The sequence below is a fragment of the Streptomyces sp. CLCI03 genome, assembly GCF_053615355.1.
Map to the genome: position 1 here is coordinate 308,632 of NZ_CM132132.1, position 18,340 is coordinate 326,971.

Sequence of the window (18,340 nt, forward strand, 5' to 3'; positions counted from 1 at the left end):
ACGCCCGCCCCTCTCCGCGACCCGAACCATCGCCAGGTCCCCCCGGCCCGCCGCCCAGGACGAGTTCACCGAGCACCCAGCACCGCGCTACCCGACGCGGCAGGGTCACGCCGAACACGGGGGCGTAGGACTCCGCGAAGGCCGCCACCAAGCCAGGGCCGGTACGGATGAAGGCGCTTCACAAGGGCCTGTAAGCCCTCGCGCGGTACATCGCACGAGAGGGCCGCCTACCCGGCGCGCATGGTCGAGGTCCTACCGAGTGGAGCCGAGCACCGTACCGGGGTGCCGCCCTTCACAAGCAGCGGCGATGATGACTGTGTGGCGACAAACCTTGAGCTCTTCGCGGACTACTTCACAGTCCGGGTCGGTGCCGTCGTGTGCAAGACGCTCAGGTTGTATCGCGCTTCCCGGCCGCTGACGAGGGCGGTTGCTCATCGCGGATCTCCGGGGTGAAGGCGTCACGACGGGCGAGAGTCACCGACAGAGGTAGGCCCAGCCGCTCGGCCGCGCGTCGCCGGGCACGCACCTGCGCCGGGGTCCGGGGCCGGAACGAGGGGAGCCGCGAGCAGCCACAGCCCGGGCGGTGATCGTAGGTCAGCCCTTCTGCGAGCACGGCCGCAACGACGGACCATGCCTTCTTGTCGCGTCGTCGGGGCGCGGCGAAGTCGTAGCCGGCGAAGGCGAGCTGCTCGCGGCAGCTGGTACAGATACGCTTCCGGATCGGCCACGCGCTGCCCTTGAAGGCGAGCCTGCATGAGACGCACACGTAGTGTTGGAAGGCGCCGTTGAACGTGTGGTAGCACATGGCTCGACACGGTACGTGCCGTCCGCGGGCGGTCCCAAGCGGATTCGTGGTGGCCGATCCGGCCGCTCAGCCAGCCCGCCGGCCGCTCTCGCGCACGAGGGGAGTGGATGAGCGAACAGGTGGTCCCCCGCAGAAAGCAATCGCCCAGGCAACGGTCAGCCGCCCTCCGGTGCAGCCCTCCCCCCGGGGCGAGCGCGGGATGCGGGAGGCGCTACGCCTTCGCACGCTCGTCGGCCAGGCTTTGCAGCGATGGATGCCCAGATGGCCACCGTCTCGACGCCGGTGTGCCCACGTGATCCCCGGTCAGCGGCGGCCGGTGGCCAGGATGACGAGGAACTGGCCGCCGCCGGCCTGGATGTCGGCGGTCACCGGTAGCCCTGGCACCAGTCGGGAGAAGCGGTCCACCAACCAGTCCGCCGCCTCCTGGGCGTCCTTCCTGGTGGGGCAACGGCCCACCATCTCGCGGCCGCCCTTGCGCTCCAACCGCTCGGCAACGGTGATCAGCGGCGCGGGTTCGACCACGTACAGGCGCTCCGGCCAGGCGATGACCACCTTGACCGCGCCCTTGCGGGTGTTGCACCCGCGGTGCGCAAGCCGCTCGGTGACCTTGGCCTTCCGGTCGGCGGTCCGGCTGTCCACACTGGGCCCCCGCGGATCGTTCACCGACTCGTCGGGGTCGACCGGTTCGTCACATACCCAACAGCGCCAGCCATCGCGCTCGGCCACATCATCAAGGAGACTCACCCGAGCAAACTACCTGCCCGACCACCACCTCGCGCACCAGGACCCCGGCAACCTCTCAACACGGACCACAGCAAACACTGCGGCGCCTGGCCGACCAGCGGGCAAAGTCACAGGCGCAGGGCGAGCAAGGCCGGCTCCCACCGCAGCCGCTGTGCGGGAGATCGCCGTGGCGCAGTCCCAGCTCGCCGGACTGCGACGGCCGTGGGCCGGCCCCCGTTCGAGGGTGGCTTGCCCGCCTGGCCCCCAGGGGGGGCTTGCTTGCCCAGGGCAGCAGCGGGAGAGCCATCCGCCGTCCTCTTGCTCGGGCATGGCCTGCTCCTGCTCCTGCTCGCAGGTGACGTACCGCCGGCCGCAGCCCGACCGGGCGCGAGGCTGAGCGACGGCGGCCGTTCGCAGGTCGCGGTGGCTCTGAGGAGGGGCAGGTCAGTGGTTCGCAGCGCGCCGTGGTGTCCCCCGTACGTCTGCGGCCTGGGGGAAGGTGTGTCGGCGCGTCAGGCGCCAAGGCCATGGGCTCCGTTTTCGGATGCTCTCGGAAGACTCCGGGGCCGGTGTGCGCCTGGCCTGGGACAACGGCGCGGCCTGCCCGCCGGGCACGACCCGGCGGGCAGGCTGCTGTCAGTCCGCTTCCAGACCCGGGGCCCAGGGTCTGAAGGTGCTGTTTCGCCGGTGAGCCGGCGAGGGTACGGGGTGCCGCCCTCCGGCGATATCGCAGGGCGGCAGCGCAGCGCTGTGACCTTCCCGGGACGCTGAGCCCCGCGGTCGCGTCGCGGCGGTCAGCAGGCACACCTGCACCTGCGGACGGCGTCCGCTGCGATCGCCGCCAGTGCGACCGCCACCGTCGCCCAGGTGACGTCACCCTGCGTGTGACCGGTCGCGATCCATACGCCGAGGCCCGAGCCGGCGACCGTCCCCGGCCTCGACGTGAGGTGGCCGTCCTGCACCAGCTTGCTCACCGGCGGAACGGGGAGAGCCACACGCCGCCAGCGAGGAGCGGTTTCGGGGGCGTTGAGCGCAGGGGTGTCGAGCTGCTTGTCGAAGGACATGAGGGATCCTCTTTCCGCTGGTCAGTGACGGCGCAATGCCGCCGAGGGGGCGCCTTCGGCAACTCCACCAAACTGCGGAACCCGCACCGGTATTCTTGGACTAAGCGGGACAACCAGGGACTACTGAGGGGTGGTCAATGCCTCGTTCGCGTCCGTTGGATCGATCCAAGCCACTGGAGGCGTTCGCCTCTGACCTGCGCCGACTGCGAGATTCCGCTCCGCCGCGGGAGTACAGGACAGGCGTCCCGGAGCCAGGCGAGGGCAAGAAACCCCAGAGCTCTCAGATACCCGCGCCGTTCGGCGTCGACCAAGTCGTCGCGAAGTACGGGGTGGGGAGATCGAGTGTCTACGCCGCGCTCAGTGCGAAGCGTCTTCCGTCCGTCACCGTTCTGCGAGCCATGGTTCCGGCGTGGGCACCCGCAGGCGAGGAAACGATGCGCGGCTGGATGAACCGACGCCGAGAAGTCGAAGTGGCCCTGGCGACATTATCGCCCTCGCCTGCGGCCGAGACGTCACCTGCACGTCGCTCGGAGAGCGAAAGCGCGCAGCGCACACGGCCGGCCGCGCTTCGGCCCGCTCCGGAGAACACGACACCTTCCTCGCCGGACATGTCATCGTCCGCAGCCGCCCCGACTGCGATCACCCACGAGGTCCAGGAGCTCTACCGGGCAGCCGGCAGTCCCCCGGTGCGGGCCATCAGCGCGGCCATTCTCGCCGACTCGCGCAGTGCCGACATCAGTCCGGAGACGGTGCGGCGGGTCGTCGCAGGTACGAGTGCGAGACACACCAGCGTGTTGTCGGTAGTCAGGGCCCTCGCGGAAATCGGAGGTTACGACGCTGCAGCGGCCGAAGAGAAGGCGAGGCGGCTCCAAGATCTCGAGGAGCCGCCGGATGACCAAGGCTCCTCGACACGCCCCGCCGTGGCGGAAGCAGCTGGCGTGGATCTGAGGGGTTGCGTCATTTACGGGCTCCAACTGACCAGCGGCGATGGCCAGACCGTCGATCTGCGCCATGCGGTTCTGCACGACGCCGTCGTGTATGCGGGTCATCAGCAGATGCTGCGGGTGACCGACAGCTGGCTACAGGGAACGGCCGTCCAAACGGGAGACCAGCAAACCCTCCACGTCACCGACAGCTCACTCCAGGAAACAACCCTCCAAACGGGAGACCAGCAAACCCTCCACGTCACCGACAGCTCACTCCAGGAAACAACCCTCCAAACGGGAGACCAGCAAACCCTCCACGTCACCGACAGCTCACTCCAGGACGCAGTTGTGCATGGGCAGCGGCGGGAAGCCCTCGGTTCCTGACTGGCCGACTGGTGCCGCTGGGGCAAGGTACGTTGTCGCTCAGCCGCAAGCGGGGTGCGGCTGCGGCCCAGCGGCGGCCGAGGCCGGGGGCTCGATCCGCGAGCACGGCATGACGAAGGCTCCACCTGCGGTTGGTTGGACATCGGCCCCTTCGACAACGACACCGCCGCCGACTTCGGCGGTGACCTGGACGAGGCAGCACTGGAGGAACGCGAAGCCATGATCCGGGGCGTGCTCAAGCGTGCCGCCGGGCCTGCGGACTTCCTGGGTGTCTTCGACGGCGAGCGTGCAGTGGCCGCGGCGGCTCTCGTCGCCGCCCAGCATCCTGACGGCGATCCGGCATGTTCGAGCTAGGGCCCCTCAGAGCCGCTACCGGAGTTGCCCGCGGACCTTCGCATGCTCGCCGTCGACGCCCTGGACCAGGTGGTGTCCGACCGGTCCGAACTCACCGAGTTGTGGGCCGACGCTGCGAATTGGTCGAAGTGGCGCCAGGACATCACCCGCCTCCGCGATGTCCTCGACCCTCCGACACCGCCACAAGAGGAAGCCCTCTTCGATATCTCGGCTGTGGCCCGACTCGGTCGGCCCGGCGTGGCAGCTGGGCTCTGATCCCGCCCGTCGACCGGCGAGGCATGGACACTTCCGGACAGGAAGGGCGCGGTCTGCGGCAGCGGTGACGTCATCGGTCAGGCGTCCGAGGGCGCTTCCGTGGCTCGTTCCGCCGGCTCGATCGCTCCGAGGACCTGCCCGAACTGGCCTGGCTGAGGATCGCCGGCCCGATCGAAGTCGACGCTGTGGCCTCGATCGTGACCGTCTACGTGGCCCGGAGCGACGATGCGGCCTCCGTGCTCGGGTGACAGCTTGAACCCGCTCGACAGCCCGGACCGCAGCCGGACTTCGACCCGGAGGTCCGCAATCGGCCCGGCCGGAACGACGTCGGCCTCGTAGAAGGGCGTCCGGTCGTCGAGCGCGGTCCACGTCGAGGTTGCTCGGCCGCGCCGCAGGCGCACCGTCTGACGGCCTGCGGGACGCCGTAGGGGCCGGACCTGGCGGGTCCGGCCCCTACGACCATGTGTGGGGCGTCAGTTCTTGACGGGGTTCATGCAGAGGACGAACTTGTCCGCGTCGAGCTGCTGCGCGAGAGCGACGTCGGCCACGCCCTGGCACTTGTCGAGGTCGAAGGTGTTGTCGACGACCTTGACGACCTTGTAGAGGTCGGCCACCTTCTCGGTGCAGCCCTTGCTCTCGACTTCGGGAGCGTTCTCCGGGCCGGTGACGACCACGCAGTCGCCGGCCTCCGCGTGCACCGGGGCCTCGCCCGTCAGGTAGGGAAGGCCCAGGCGCCAGAACAGTACGACCGCGATCGCCACGACGACGCCGAGGATCTTCTTCCCCAGGGTGCCCTTCTTCTTCGCGGGTTCGGACGGCGCGACGGGGACGTCGGACGTGCCGGGAGCGGCGGGCTGCTCGGGGGTCTGCGGCGCGGGGGGCGTGGCCATGGAGGTTCCTTGGGGACGTGTACGGGATCGAACGCGCGTACGCTACCGGCTCCCGAACACACAAAAGGGACTCTCCCCTTCCGTTTTCCGATCAGATACGGAGTCGTGATCCCTGTCGACCCGTCAGGCGACGGCGCCGGACCCCGGACGGATCGGACGATGCACCCGGGACGGGCATCCGAGGGCGTGCGCGCGGCGGCCCGAGGCGCGCGGCGTCCGGGGTCCGCTTCCACGCGCTGAACAGCAAGGGAGCGGCTCCGTTCGCCGGCCCGCGAACTGCAGGAGGTGACGTCCTCTCAGTACTGCTGAGACGAAGGACGTTTGAGGAGCGGGAGCCGGGTCACACGCGTGGTGTCGGAGGCCACGCCCTGGGGGGGTCGGGCTTCCGCAGCGGGCCCCGCCCCCGTGACGCCCCCCTCCCCCCGGCGTCACGGGGCAGGTCCGCCCGCACGACGGGCTGCCGCCCGGATCCGTACGGCACCCGGACACCCCGCACCCCGGCCTCCTCCCCGGCCGGGAACTCCGGGGCCGCCCGGCGAACCCCCGGCACCGGCGCTCGGACCGCCGCCACCCGGGCCACGGACCCGACGGCAGCAGCCCGCCGCACGATCGATGGAACTCGACCGTCATGGCTCCGAACAGCAAGGCGTGGCCCGGGCCACCGCCCCACCACTGGACGCCACCGAGGGCCGTCGTTGCCGAAATCCGCTGCCGACGCGGCCGTCTCGCGCAGGCGCTCGTAGTACTCGATCGCGGCGCCCTCGTCATCGATCGACGGAGTGATACCGCCGGCGATCGACGCGTCGAGGTACACCAGGCCTTCCCCTTCGATCTCTCGACCGCACATGTTCGGTGGGAACGGCATGCGCATGCGCTCTCCCCACAGCCGTGCGAGCGGGTCCCGTTCCGATTCATTCATGTTCGAGTTCACGCCTCGCCGACCAGCCACCGTGGGAGGCAGTGCCCGCCCTCTTGCATCCCACCCGCGCCCAGTTACAGCCTCTAACAATCGATTGAGTCTCTGCCGATCGGCACTCTGCGTCCACGGAACGCCCAAGGGGAACCCCATGTCCGACGTCCATCACACCGGGCTCCGCATCGACCTCCGCACCGGGATGCGCACCACCCTGGCGATCATCCCGCTCGTGGTCGGCCTCCTCGCCGCCACCGCGGTGCCCGCCGGGGCGACCGCCGGCCCCGGCCCCCGCTCCGGGGCCTCTCTCACCTGCCGTGGGGTCGGTGTCGACCCCGGTTCCCCCGAACCCGACTCCGGCCACCAGCCTGCAGATCACGTCGACCGTCGAGCAGCTCAGGCGCCACACCTGCGTGCGCTGGTCGGGGCCCGCGACGGGCGAGGGCCTGCACATCGACGGCGTCCACGTGTGGACCTTCACCCAGACCCGCGGCGGCGTCCGGGTGACCACCGAGGAGACCCACACCGGCCCTCAGGTCGACGCCGACGTCCCCACCGCGACCGCCATCCTCCGCCAGGGACTCGAAGGATGGCTGAGCGACCTCAAGGCCACCGCCGAGGCCCGCGCCCACCATCAGCCGCGCTGACCCGCGGCGTCGGCACCAGCGCCGGAGCCGATGCCGACGCCGGAGCCGATGCCCGCACGGTTCAGGTGGACGCGGTCAGCGGAGCGGCTCGCACCGCTGAGGGAGCGTCACGGTGCCCGGCCGGTGCTCGAAGGTGTCCATGACCAGCCACTCGTCGAGCTCCGGGTCGTAGAGGTTCTGGATTCCGAACTGCAGCACCTGCCAGAAGGTGCCCCGATCCTTCTCGTCGACGTAGATGTCACCCAGCGCGAGCGGCAGGCGCGGGTAGTTCCCGGGAGGCAGTTCCGGGACGACCACGCCCACCCTCCAGTGGTTCACATGCCGCTCCGGGGTGCGCCGGAGGGTCTCCCGCCCGACGAACCGGGCGTTCTCGAAGCCCTCGTTGAGCGCCTCCAGGTTGAAGCCGGGGATGCGTGAGCAGGGGTGCTCGTTCAGACCGGGCCATTTGTACGTCAGCGTGTAGAGCGTGTCGTGGTAGATCAGGTTGGTGAACCAGATCGGGTACTGCGGGCCCCCGCGGTCATCTGGCTGTCGCCGTCCCGCCCTTCCCAGGTGAACGGCACCGTGATGTCCAGGTCCCGGACGATCCACGTGCCCTTGCCGCGGAAGTCCCGGGGGAGGCGGGGCGGAGGGGGAGTCGGGGAGGCGTTCCGCCCCTCGGCCACGGCCCCGAACGGCGATACGGTCCCCGTCCGAGGTTGGGCGCCGACCGGGGTCCCGGCCGCCAGGACGAGGGCCACCACTGCGGCCAGAGTGGTCGATGCGGCCTTGCGACGTGCGCCTTTCCAGCCCATGGTCTCCCTCTGATGTCGCGTCGGGCGCCGTCGCGGCGCGGGGACAATCACGGTGATTCCGGGACACCGTCTCCGGAATAGATGATTCCGAAACCGCAGGTCCGTCCGCGCGCGACCGCCGTGTCGACCGACGGGCCGGCCCCCTGTGGGCGGGATGTCGGCCGCCCGGCGGGACTGTCGGTGATCCATCGGCGATCTGCCGGTGGCCGCCCGCACCGTGGGTGTCGAGTGGCCGGCGGAACAGTCGCGGCCGCCTTCCTCCAGAAGGGAGCCCCGACGCCATGTCGTCCACCTCCTCGACCACGCCGTGGAACGTCCGACGGCTGCCGCGCGCCGAGGGGCGCGTCTTCCTGGTCACCGGCGGCAACGCCGGCATCGGGTACTTCGTCGCCGAGCAGTTGTCGACCACCGGAGCCACCGTCGTACTCGGCAGCCGGAACCCCGCCAAGGCCGAAGCCGCCACGGCCTCGATCCGTGCGCGCGTGGCCGGGGCGCGGGTGCGGGCCGTACGGCTCGACCTCGCCGACCTCCCGTCGCTCGAAACGGTGCCGGAAGCCTTGGAGGTGGAGCATCTCGACGCGGTGGTCCACAACGCCGGCGTCGCGCTCGACGACCCGCCGCGCGGGGAGACCGAGGACGGCCACGAGCTCATGTTCGGTACGAACCGCCTCGGCCACTTCGCCTTGACCCGGTGGCTGATGCCCCTGCTGTCGGCCGCGCCGGCGGCCCGAGTCGTGACCATGGGCAGCTTCGCGGCGAAGTCCGAGCGGCTCGACCTGGACGACCTGCAGTCCCGTGAGGACTACCGGCCCAAGCGCACCTACGGACGCTCCAAGTTGGCGCAGATGTCCTTCGCCGTCGAACTCGACCGCCGGCTGCGCACGGCCGGCAGCACGGTGACGAGCGTGGTGACCCATCCCGGGGGCGCGTTGGACTCCCTCACCCCGTCACGGCCACCGCTCCCTGCGCGAACCGCCGGGGCGCGGCTGGGCGCGGCCCCTGCGGCCCTTCTCCTCCAGGGCAAGCACGCCGGGGCGTGGCCCGCGGTCCGAGCGGTGCTCGATCCGGCCGTGCGCGGCGACCGGCTGTGGGGACCGCGCGTCTTCGGCCTGCGCGGCGAACCCCGCCCCTACCCGATATGGCCCCACCTCGCCGACCGGTCGGTCGCGGGCCGGTTGTGGGAGACGAGCGGTGACCTGACCGGCGTCGACCCCGGGGCCGGCATCGGATGACCGGCCGACAGGCCCGTGCACCGGTTCCGGGCGGGCTCAGGCCTCGTACTCGGTGAGGTCGATGCCGTGGATCTGCAGGAGGTGCCCGTACCGGGGGTCCGTGGTGTCGCGTTCCAGGACCATGCCGAGCTTGCGGATCACGTTCTCGGAGTCCTCGTTGCCCGCCCGGTTGATCGCGACGACCCGGTCCAGGCCGCGGTCCTGCAGGGCGAACTCCAAAGTGGCCTGGGCGGCCTCGGACGCGTAGCCCTGGCCCCAGTACTGGCGGCCGAGGCGCCAGGTGATCTCGGCATCCGGCAGTACCTCGGGCAGGTGCTCGGGGATCGAGAGGCCGACGGCGCCGATCAGCTCGCCGGAGCCCAGGAGCTCGACGGCGAAGATGCCGAAGCCCTCCTCGTCCCACTCCTCCTCCCAGCGCTCGATGTCCTCGGCGGTGCGGTCCAGGTCGAGGGTCTCGCCCTCTCCGATCCAGCGCATCACCTCCGGATCGGCGTTGATCTCCGAGAGCGGGACGAGGTCGTCGTCGGTCCAGCGGCGGAGGAGAAGTCGGGGGGTACGGATCTCGGTCATGCCCACATCCTGCCGAAATTCCGCCGACCAGCGGTAATCGGCCGTTGCGGGGATGTTGCGGATTCGTGGCAGGCGCCGCGGGAAGGTTCCCGCGAGTCCCCGCGGGCCTCTACGGTCCGTGGGAACCGCGACCAAGGAGTGCTCCTGCCATGCCCCTCGATCTGTCGGACGAGAGCCGGTACGACCGTACGCGCCTGCGGCAGTGGACGCGCGGCCGCGCCCGCTCCGCCGGAGTGGACCGCCGTGATCTGCTGAAGCTGTTCGCGGCGGGGGCCGCCGCCGGATCGCTGGGCGTGGCCGCCGGGGGCACCGCGGCGGCTGCCGTACCGGCCGGGACGGTCGCACCCGCCGCCGACCCGGTGCCGCGCACCGTCAAGCCGCTGCCGCCCGAGCTGTTCACCCTTCGCGGTACGAACGCGGAGACGAACTTCGCGGCGCTGCGCGGCACGGGCGAGCTCACCCCGATCGACCGGTTCTTCGTACGCAACCACACCTCGACCCCGCGGATCGATGCCGACGGGTGGCGGCTGACCGTGTGGGGCGACGGGCTGACCGGCGGCCCGCTGGAGCTGTCGTACGCGCGGCTGCGCGCCCTGCGGTCCGTGGAGCGGACGCTGTTCATCGAGTGCGCGGGCAACGGCCGCAGCTTCTACAGCACGCAGCAGGGCCGGCCGGTCACGGGCACCGCCTGGACCCTGGGCGCGATCGGCGTCGCGCGCTGGCGCGGCGCGCGGCTGTCGGACGTGCTGCGCCTGGCGGGCGTCGCCCGCGGCGCCGTGGACGTCCTGCCGCGCGGGCTGGACGAGGAGGTGGTGGCGAACGGGGTGAACCTGGGCCGGGTGCGGCGCCCGCTGCCGATCTCGAAGGCGCTGGACGACGTCCTGCTGGCCTACGAGATGAACGGGCGGCCGCTGCCGCCCGATCACGGCGGGCCGGTCCGCCTCGTGGTCCCGGACTGGGTCGGGATCTCGTCGATCAAGTGGGTCGGGGACATCGAGGTGAGCGGGGAGCCGCTGTACTCGCCCTGGAACACCGACATGTACCGGCTGTTCGGGCCCGAGCACCCGGCCCAGGGCAGTGCGCCGCTGACTCGGCAGACCCTCAAGAGCGCCTTCGAGCTGGAGCTGGGGGCCGCCGTTCCCGTGCACCGGACCCGGCTGTTGACCGGCCGTTCCTGGTCGGCGGCGGCGCCGGTCACCAGGATCGACGTCAGCACGGACGGCGGCGGCCACTGGCGGCGGGCCCACCTGCACGACACCCCGCGCCGCGGTGGCTGGGTGCGCTGGTCGGTGCCGTGGACCCCGCGGACCACGGGGGCGACGTCGCTGTTGGCGCGGGCCACCGACGCGACCGGGCGGACGCAGCCCGATCGGTCGGTGCACAACACGCAGGGGTACCTCTTCGACGCGGTGGTTCGCCATCCGGTCACGGTGGTCTGACCCCTGACCCCTGACCCCTGACCCCTGACCCCCTGGCCCCCTGACTCCTGCCGCCTGTCCTCCGGACTCCGGTGCCGTGGCCGCCGGGGTCAGGGGGTGTGGAAGCGGACCTCCGGCGCGTCCGCGGACGGGCCGTCGAGCACGGACTGCGGACGGCCTCCCAGGTGCTGGTCGAAGAAGGCGGCGACATAGCGGCGGGTCAGTTCGACGGAGCGGGCGCCGGGCAGCGGGGCCTCGTCGTCGGGCAGGCCCAACTGTTCGCCGATCGCCGGGAAGTCGGTGAAGGTGAAGTGGCCGGAGTCGGCGAAGGTGATCCAGCGCTTCCAACCGTCGAGCAGCGGCCAGTCACGGTCCCAGCTCGCGTTGCCGCCGGGGCCGCGCTGCTGCGCGCCGAGCAGCATGAACGGGCGTCCACCGAGTCCGGCCGCGGGGAGCGGCGTGGAGAAGCCGCCGTCCATGTTGATCCCCGCCCGGATCCTGGGGTCGGCGGCCATCGCGGCGGCGGTCGAGGAGCCGCCGATGGAATGGCCGGCCATCGCGATCCGGCTCTTGTCGACGAGTCCGGCGTGCCTCCACACGGGGTTGCGTCCGGTGAGGCGGTCCAGGAGGAAGGACACGTCGCGGGCGCGGGTCTCGCCCACGGTCCGGTAGCCGGCCTCGTCCGTGACCTTCTCGCAGGCCAGGCACGTGAGGACGCGCCCGCCGGGGAAGGCGGTGCCGACGCTCTCGTAGGCGTGGTCGACGGAGGCGACGACGTAGCCGCGGGACGCCAGGTCCTCGGCGAGCGCGGTGAGCGTGGACCGGTGGGTGGTGAAGCCCGGGGAGAGCACGATCAGCGGGTACCGTCCGGCGACCGGGCGGGCGCCCGTCCGGTCGTGGGTGCGGGTACCGGTCAGGGTCTCGACCGGGATCACCTGGTCCAGCCCGCGGTCGACGAGCAGCAGTCGGGCCTCCTCGGAGGTGAGGTAGCGGGTGGTGCGGCCGGTGTCGTGCCGCGCCGGGTAGCGCATGGTGACCATGAGTTCGCGCGGACCGGAACCGGCCCAGGGGTCCGTGCGGCTGCGGTCCACCAGGTGCAGGTCCTCCCGGCCGACCGCGAAACGACCGGTGGGGCGCGGGAGTTCCACCGTCGTACGGCGGCTCTCGGCGCCGGCCGCCGGGGGCCCGGCGACGGTGACGGAGGTGTCCGCGGCGGACGCGGTGCCGGCGGTGGCGAGCGGGAGCGGCAGCAGGAGGGCGAGAAGAGCCACGGAGGCCGCGGTCCAGCGGCTCGTCGTGAACGTCATGGGCTTCGTCGTCGACTTCGTGGACGTCATCGGCTTCATGAACTTCACGCTATGCGGCCGATCTTGGCGGATCGTCAGCTACGAGAGCGATCCGCCGTCCGACTCCGGGGGGACGAGGAGGCGCCCGGTCACTCCTGGGTATGAGCCACGCTGATCGAGTCGAGCTTGCCCCGCAGGTACGTGTGGGAGTCGACGGGGTCGTGCACCACCCGGCCGACGGGCGCGGGCAGGGACTCCACCCGGGTGTGCGGATCGCATTCGTAGAAGTAGACGAGGGAGATCAGCTCCTCCGTGGGGGTGTCGGTGGGCGGCGGCAGCACCCGGTGGCGGCCCGCGCGCCAGCGATCACCCGTCCAACGGGCCATCAGGTCACCGATGTTGACGGTGAGCGCCCCGGGATCGAAGGGCGCGTCCTGCCAGCCGTCGGCGTCGGTGTGGATCTGGAGCCCGCCCGCGCCCAGCTGCCGGTCGAGGACCGTGACCGTACCGAAGTCGGTGTGCGCGCCGATACGGAACTGGCCGGGCAGCGGCGGGCCGACGACCTCGGTGCCCGGGTACCAGTTGAGGTTGAACCCCCAGGTGGGGTGCGAGGTGTGGCGGGTGAAGTGGTCCTCCCCCAGACCCAGGGCACCGGCCAGGAGCTCCAGCAGCTCGTCGGAGAGGTTCCCCATCAGCCGCAGGTACTCCGTCACCAGCGGCCGTAGCCGAGGCACTTCGGCCGGCCAGACGTTGGGCGCGAACCATTCGGCGTCCACGGAGGGCACGCCGGTGGGCTCCTCGGCGGCGAACGACCACGATTCCTTGAGGTCGGGCGGCGAGGCCGTGCCCTCGGCATAGCTGTTGGCCTCCGCCCCGGGGCCGAGCCAGCCCCGGCCGCCGACCGTGACGGCGTAGGGCGCCTTCGCGGTCGCGGGCAGCCGGAAGAACTCACTCGCCGCCTCCCGGATCCGCGCGGGCAGTGCGGGGTCCACGCCGTGCCCCGTGACCAGCAGGAAGCCGGCCGCACGCAGTGCCTCGTCGACGCGGGCGGCCGTACGGGCGCGGGCCTCGGGTCCGCCGGACCGCCACGGCCCGAGATCGATCACGGGAATCTGGGATCCGGCCATGGGAGACCTGCCTTCCGGGCTACGGGGCGTCCGGGACCGAGATTATCGCCGCGCACCATCGGACGGGATCACCACGGAGCGTGATTCTCGGACACCTTCTGTGCGCATTCACCCTTGTCATGCGCGAGGATCGTCCGGAGAAGGACCAGAATGAGGGGGAGGGCGAGCGGCTGGTCAGGGACGGAGCGAGTGGTGGAGATTTCGACGAGGGAAGTCTTCGGGGCACCGTGCTGGGTGAGCCTGATGACGCGCGACCTCGGTACGGCCCAGCACTTCTACGGTGCGGTCGTGGGCTGGAGGTTCCGCCCGACCCGCCTCGGCGAGGCGTTCTCAGTGGCCTTCCAGGGTCGTGTCCCGGTGGCGGGCATCGGGGCGCTGGCCGCGGACCTGGGCGTCGCGGCGGCTTGGACCCCGTACTTCGCCGTCGACGACGCCGATGTGGCGGTGGACCGGATCCGGGAGCGGACGGGCACGATCGCGGTCGGCCCGGTGTCCTTCGAGTCGGGCGGCCGCGCGGCGCTCGTGGCCGATCCGGACGGGGCCGTCTTCGGGATCTGGGAGGGCAATGTGGAGGCGGACTGGAGGGTGGGGCGGGGCCCGTCACCCGCCTGGCTGGAACTGCGCACCAGGAACGCGCTGGACGCGGCGATGTTCTACGGCGCGGTGCTGGAGTGGGCCACCGGCCGGACCGGCTGCTGCGAGGTCTCGTACGAGGAGGACCAGGTCGTACTGCGGCAGGACGGCGAACCCGTCGCCCGCCTGAACAGCGGCCCCGTGGAGATCGCCTCCTACTCCCCCCACACCCGGCCCCGCTGGCACGTCCACTTCCGGGTGCCGAAGCTCCAGCCGGCGATGGCGGCCGCCGTCTCGCTGGGCGGGCGGCCCGTCTCGGACATCACCTCGAACGCGACGGAGCGGTGGGTGACGCTGCGCGACCCGGACGGGGCCCTGTTCACGCTCACCACGGCCCTCGGGCCGGACACGGACTGACCGTCGCCGTCGGTCGCCGAATCGGGGCGCGACTCACACTCGGGGGCGCTTCGAGATGCGGGCGCACGGCAGTCCTGGTTCGCTGAATCCGCCCGCTCTCCCCCACAGATCCGAGGAGCGAACATGAGCGTTTCAGGTGAGTCCCGAGGCCGGTCCCAGCAGATGCGCGCCAAGGCGAAGGAGCTGAACGACGCGGCCGAGCGGTCCACCGACCCGGAGGAGCGCCGCCGGCTGAAGGAGAAGGCCCGCCGACTCCAGGAGCAGAGCGAGCAGGAGGGCCGTATGGACGACCGGGGCATGGACCCCATGTAGCCCGGCCTCTCCCCTCCCCCGTTTTCCCACGCCCCCGCACCGGCCGGTGTCCGCCGCGATCCCCCGTCGCCGCGGCCACCGGCCGTTGCGCGGCCACCGGCCATTGCGCGGTCATCAGCCGTTGCACGGTCATCGGCCCCGGACGTCTGCGCCGCCGTCCCGACAAGATCCGCGAGCGACCGCATAGGCTGCTGCCCCGGACCGCCTTCCCCCAGGAGTCACCCGTGGCACGCTCGCTCGACGGCCTCGTCTTCGCCCCCGTGGCCGACCAGGCCCCCGGACAGGTCGGCCGGCGGACCCGGTTCGAGTACCACGAGCAGGACGACCGCGTCTGGGCCGAGTACCGGGGCGGGGACGTGGCCATGGGCTACCTCGTCGGCACCCGGGCCGGCCGCACCGTCGACTTCCGCTACGTCCAGCTCCGCCTCGACGGGACGACCGCGTCCGGGCATTGCACCTCGCTCCTGACGGAACTGCCCGACGGTCGCCTGCGGCTGGAGGAGACCTGGACCTGGGAGTCTCAGGAGGGCAGCGGCACGAGCGTGGTCGAGCAGCTGCCCCACTGAGCACAGAACGAAAAAGCCCGCCGACCGAACAGCCGACCGACATAACATGATCCGCCATGCAGACCCCACCGCGTCTTCCCGTCCTGGTTCATCCCGACGGGGTACTCGCGGCGCTGGCGCGGAACGCGCGACTGCCGGTTCCGCTCCTGCGGCGGCTGGTTCACCACGGCGCAGCCCGCGACGAAGCGGCCAGGTGGCGGAGCGATCTGACGCAGCAGCTGGCCGAGGAGATCGACGCACTCGGTCACGGCAGGGCGACCCACGCGCTCGCCTGCAACCCGGACCTTCCGGTCGGGATGAAGCGCCGGTTGGTACGGGACGATGACGCCTCGGTGCGCTCGGCGCTCGCCGGCCGTGACGCGCCCCTCCCCCGGGACCTGGTCGAGGCGTTCGTCACCGACCGGTCCGCGCGGGTACGTCAGGCCGCCGCGGCCAACCGGCGGTCGCCGTCCCATCTGCGGGCCCGCCTGGCCACCGATCCGGACCCCGCGGTGCGCGGCGCCCTCGCGGAGCACCCGGACCTCCCCGCGGATCTGGTGGCCCTGCTGGGGCTCGACGAGGATCCGATGGTCCGCGTGAAGGTCTTCCTGCGGAAGGACACGGCGGAGAGCCTGCGCGAGGTGATCCATGCCGGCCTGCCGGCCGGCTCGGAGAAGACGAGGATGGACCCCTTCGACGCGGACGAGGAGGATGTCTTCTGCTCCATCGCGATGCTGGAACTGCGCATACGCATCGTCGTGTGGGTGTGGGAGGATCCTCTCCCCTACGTCGATTCCCCGTACCCGGCGTTCCGCCGCTCGGCCGCGGCTGCCGGCGACGCCCTGCCGCGGACGGCGATCGCCCGTCTGTTCGAGGACCCCGACAGCGAGGTACGCAAGACGATGGCCGCGGCGGTGTCCGTGCTCGACCCGGACACCGCCGAACGCCTTGAGCGTGCGCACGAGGAGAACCGCAAGTGGCCCGGCAGCCCGGCCGACAACGCGGTCTTCCCGCCCGAGACGATGCGTCGGTTCGCCACCGATCCGGATCCCAGGATGCGCGCCCTGGCCCTCCGGGACCCCGAACTGCCCGCCGAGTTCGTCGAGCGCCTCGCCCAGGACGACGAAGCCCGGGTCCGCCGCGAGGCGGCCGCCCACCCGAACCTGCCAGCCCCGGCACTGCTCATCCTGCTCGGGGACGCCGACCTGCGCACGGCCGAGGCCGCGGCCGGTTCTCCCCACCTCCCCGGCGAAGCCATGGAGGCGATCCTCGCCCTCGCGGAGCTGTGAACCGTACGGGACGGGTTCAGAGCATGATGAGCAGACGCGTCCTGGGCTTGAGCTTCCGGTTCACCGAGCGGCTCTGCACGTACACCTCCAGCTTGGGATTGTGCCCCGCCTTCACGGAGACGGTCCCCTGGATGCCCGTACCGAAGAGGAGACTGCGTGCCGCGTCGCCCGTGTACGCGCGGTCGGTGTCCTTCTCGACCACGATGACCTCCTTGTCGGCCTGTACCTGGACCCGGGTGCCCAACTGGTAGTAGCACGCGCCGCGTTCGTAGGCGACACCCGGATGCGAGTCGACGAAGGACCGGATCCCGACCTCCTCGTCGACCTTCAGGAGCCGGTACTTGTCGGCCGGGACCGGTTCGAGGTTCGCCCGTACGTCGTCGACCGAGATGTCCTGGCCGACCGCGAACAGGTTCTTCGTCCCGCGCACCCCCTTCTCGCGGCCGCGCAGGAAGCTGGTGGCGGCGGCGCGGACGGTACCGATCGCCTCCTCGACGCCTTCCTGGGAATCGGCGTCCCAGATGGCGATGTTGCCGGCGGGGAAACCGTAGTTCTGGGCGGTCCGCTTGGCCAGGGAATTCGGAACGAGGATCGCGGACGTCCAGTGCCCCGGGAGCGCACCCATCTTCGCGGCGATCCTGTCGAGCCAGGGCCCGAGTATCGCCATGTCCCCGTCGTGCCGCCGGTCCCCGCCGGAGGCGTTCTCCTCGCCGTCCGTCACCACGATCTGGAGGAAGCTGTGCTCGCCGTACTCCTCCCAGATGTGGCCCAGGTCGTCCAGCGACTTCAGTGAGGCTTCGATGAGCGCCGTCGCGCCGTTGTTGACCTTGTACAGACCCCGCATGGACGGCAGGTGCTTCACGTCCATGTCCCAGACCAGATTCTCGACTCTGTGGTCGAAGGAGTAGAGGCTGATCCGGGTCTCGTGCCCGAGACTGTCCGACTCCGCCTTCAGTCCGGCCACGAACTCGTCGACGACGCGGATCAGTTGACCCTGGTGCTGACGCATGGAACCCGAACAGTCCACGACCAGCGCGACGTGGTTCACCTTGTGCTGGATCCTGTTGGCGGACATGATTCTGCTCCTTCTCCGAAGCTCCCCGAGTGATGTCTCCACATTAGGAGCAGCCACTGACAACGCCCCTGACGAGTGATCACCCCTTCTGGAGGACGCCCCGATCCGGTGGTTCCTGGCCCAGGACGCCCTTCTGCGCGACGACGGCATCGCCGTTCTGGCCCGCGGCCGGACGGCGGAAGCCCTCGACCGCGTACGTGACCTGATCCCGGGCGACTGGCTCCACGACTGCCGCTGGCCACGGCCGAGGCCCGGCCGGCCCGGCCCGGTCATGTGATCGCCCGACAGCAGTCCTTCCTTCGGAAATGAAGTTCAGGATGCACATCCTGGAAGACCTGTCCCAGCGCTCCGAGCGCGCACAGGACGGCGGTCCGACCGCCAACGCCGGCGCGCTCCTCGACAGCCTGGTGGACGTGCCCGAAGCCTCCTGGGGTTCTTCGCGATGGCGGCTGTCGGACAGCGTCGCCGTCATGGATGAGGACACGTGGGATCGCCAAGACCCCGGGCGCCGGACGCTCGTGTGGTCGCGCGACGAAGCCGGTCACCGCCAGGGGCGGGAAGCCCTGGACGCGTCGCGCCGCTGAGCGGGGCCGGTGGCACGACCTGGGGCTTCGTGACCGGCCGCGGTCGCGGCGCCTCCACCGGCTTCTTCTGCGGTGGAGGCGACTTCGGCGGGTAGCTCGGCGGCAGCTTCGGCCCTTTGGCCTGCGGACCGGTCAACTCGTCCTCCTCGCAGCGCGG

18 protein-coding genes and 2 pseudogenes are annotated in these 18,340 nt (G+C 71.2%); 10 read left to right on the forward strand and 10 right to left on the reverse strand.

Annotated features, from left to right (window positions below; translation table 11 throughout):
• Positions 1-388: 388 nt before the first annotated feature.
• The 3 genes from ACWG52_RS01435 to ACWG52_RS01445 form a co-directional block, all read right to left on the reverse strand.
• The gene (locus ACWG52_RS01435; RefSeq protein ID WP_389802602.1) at positions 389-805 is read right to left on the reverse strand and encodes a hypothetical protein; all 417 of its coding nucleotides are present in this window, start codon (positions 803-805) and stop codon (positions 389-391) included.
• 303 nt (positions 806-1,108) lie between these two features.
• Positions 1,109-1,549, reverse strand: a complete 441-nt coding sequence (locus ACWG52_RS01440) for a hypothetical protein (RefSeq protein WP_389802599.1) — start codon at positions 1,547-1,549, stop codon at positions 1,109-1,111.
• Between the two features lie 773 nt (positions 1,550-2,322).
• On the reverse strand, positions 2,323-2,592 hold the full coding sequence (locus tag ACWG52_RS01445; RefSeq protein ID WP_390138980.1) for a hypothetical protein: 270 nt from the start codon (positions 2,590-2,592) through the stop codon (positions 2,323-2,325).
• Positions 2,593-3,200: 608 nt separating this feature from the next.
• Here ACWG52_RS01445 and ACWG52_RS01450 point away from each other — a divergent pair.
• Together ACWG52_RS01450 and ACWG52_RS01455 are read left to right on the forward strand one after the other, a co-directional pair.
• A complete protein-coding gene (locus ACWG52_RS01450; RefSeq protein ID WP_453127537.1) occupies positions 3,201-3,902 on the forward strand; it encodes a hypothetical protein in 702 nt (233 codons plus the stop codon).
• Between the two features lie 135 nt (positions 3,903-4,037).
• Positions 4,038-4,511, forward strand: a pseudogene (locus ACWG52_RS01455) (DUF4259 domain-containing protein).
• Positions 4,512-4,984: 473 nt separating this feature from the next.
• Here the strand turns inward: ACWG52_RS01455 and ACWG52_RS01460 are convergent.
• Positions 4,985-5,401: an LppU/SCO3897 family protein gene (locus tag ACWG52_RS01460; protein ID WP_389802588.1), complete on the reverse strand. Its 417-nt coding sequence runs from the start codon at positions 5,399-5,401 to the stop codon at positions 4,985-4,987.
• 1,242 nt (positions 5,402-6,643) lie between these two features.
• Between ACWG52_RS01460 and ACWG52_RS01465 the strand changes: the two are divergent.
• Positions 6,644-6,961, forward strand: a pseudogene (locus tag ACWG52_RS01465) (SRPBCC family protein); the annotation flags it as partial.
• A gap of 75 nt (positions 6,962-7,036) precedes the next feature.
• Here ACWG52_RS01465 and ACWG52_RS01470 read toward each other — a convergent pair.
• Positions 7,037-7,552: a hypothetical protein gene (locus ACWG52_RS01470; RefSeq protein WP_453127540.1), complete on the reverse strand. Its 516-nt coding sequence runs from the start codon at positions 7,550-7,552 to the stop codon at positions 7,037-7,039.
• A 484-nt stretch (positions 7,553-8,036) separates the two neighbouring features.
• On the opposite strand from ACWG52_RS01470, the gene ACWG52_RS01475 reads away from it, so the two are divergent.
• On the forward strand, positions 8,037-8,987 hold the full coding sequence (locus ACWG52_RS01475; RefSeq protein ID WP_390138975.1) for an SDR family NAD(P)-dependent oxidoreductase: 951 nt from the start codon (positions 8,037-8,039) through the stop codon (positions 8,985-8,987).
• A gap of 36 nt (positions 8,988-9,023) precedes the next feature.
• Here ACWG52_RS01475 and ACWG52_RS01480 read toward each other — a convergent pair whose 3' ends face one another.
• The gene (locus ACWG52_RS01480) at positions 9,024-9,557 is read right to left on the reverse strand and encodes a GNAT family N-acetyltransferase (RefSeq protein WP_389802579.1); all 534 of its coding nucleotides are present in this window, start codon (positions 9,555-9,557) and stop codon (positions 9,024-9,026) included.
• A gap of 149 nt (positions 9,558-9,706) precedes the next feature.
• On the opposite strand from ACWG52_RS01480, the gene ACWG52_RS01485 reads away from it, so the two are divergent.
• Complete coding sequence (locus tag ACWG52_RS01485; protein ID WP_453127542.1) at positions 9,707-10,996, forward strand: sulfite oxidase; 1,290 nt, start codon at positions 9,707-9,709, stop codon at positions 10,994-10,996.
• 89 nt (positions 10,997-11,085) lie between these two features.
• Here the strand turns inward: ACWG52_RS01485 and ACWG52_RS01490 are convergent, their stop codons facing one another.
• Positions 11,086-12,321, reverse strand: a complete 1,236-nt coding sequence (locus ACWG52_RS01490; protein ID WP_453127544.1) for an alpha/beta hydrolase family protein — start codon at positions 12,319-12,321, stop codon at positions 11,086-11,088.
• 89 nt (positions 12,322-12,410) lie between these two features.
• The gene (locus ACWG52_RS01495) at positions 12,411-13,388 is read right to left on the reverse strand and encodes an isopenicillin N synthase family dioxygenase (RefSeq protein ID WP_389802571.1); all 978 of its coding nucleotides are present in this window, start codon (positions 13,386-13,388) and stop codon (positions 12,411-12,413) included.
• Positions 13,389-13,631: 243 nt separating this feature from the next.
• On the opposite strand from ACWG52_RS01495, the gene ACWG52_RS01500 reads away from it, so the two are divergent.
• The 4 genes from ACWG52_RS01500 to ACWG52_RS01515 all read left to right on the forward strand — a co-directional run bounded on the left by ACWG52_RS01500 (position 13,632) and on the right by ACWG52_RS01515 (position 16,524).
• A complete protein-coding gene (locus tag ACWG52_RS01500) occupies positions 13,632-14,378 on the forward strand; it encodes a VOC family protein (protein WP_389802569.1) in 747 nt (248 codons plus the stop codon).
• Between the two features lie 123 nt (positions 14,379-14,501).
• Positions 14,502-14,690 (forward strand): DUF6381 family protein, encoded by a 189-nt coding sequence (locus ACWG52_RS01505; RefSeq protein ID WP_030718106.1) that lies wholly within the window; start codon positions 14,502-14,504, stop codon positions 14,688-14,690.
• Between the two features lie 224 nt (positions 14,691-14,914).
• Positions 14,915-15,256, forward strand: a complete 342-nt coding sequence (locus ACWG52_RS01510) for a hypothetical protein (RefSeq protein ID WP_389802565.1) — start codon at positions 14,915-14,917, stop codon at positions 15,254-15,256.
• A gap of 56 nt (positions 15,257-15,312) precedes the next feature.
• Positions 15,313-16,524: a hypothetical protein gene (locus ACWG52_RS01515; protein ID WP_453127547.1), complete on the forward strand. Its 1,212-nt coding sequence runs from the start codon at positions 15,313-15,315 to the stop codon at positions 16,522-16,524.
• Positions 16,525-16,540: 16 nt separating this feature from the next.
• On the opposite strand, the gene ACWG52_RS01520 is transcribed toward ACWG52_RS01515, so the two are convergent.
• Complete coding sequence (locus ACWG52_RS01520; RefSeq protein ID WP_390165952.1) at positions 16,541-17,599, reverse strand: vWA domain-containing protein; 1,059 nt, start codon at positions 17,597-17,599, stop codon at positions 16,541-16,543.
• A gap of 79 nt (positions 17,600-17,678) precedes the next feature.
• Positions 17,679-17,825, reverse strand: coding sequence for a hypothetical protein (locus tag ACWG52_RS01525; RefSeq protein WP_389802556.1), 147 nt, complete (start codon positions 17,823-17,825; stop codon positions 17,679-17,681).
• 79 nt (positions 17,826-17,904) lie between these two features.
• On the opposite strand from ACWG52_RS01525, the gene ACWG52_RS01530 reads away from it, so the two are divergent.
• Positions 17,905-18,183 (forward strand): hypothetical protein, encoded by a 279-nt coding sequence (locus ACWG52_RS01530; RefSeq protein ID WP_453127550.1) that lies wholly within the window; start codon positions 17,905-17,907, stop codon positions 18,181-18,183.
• Positions 18,184-18,340 lie beyond the last annotated feature (157 nt).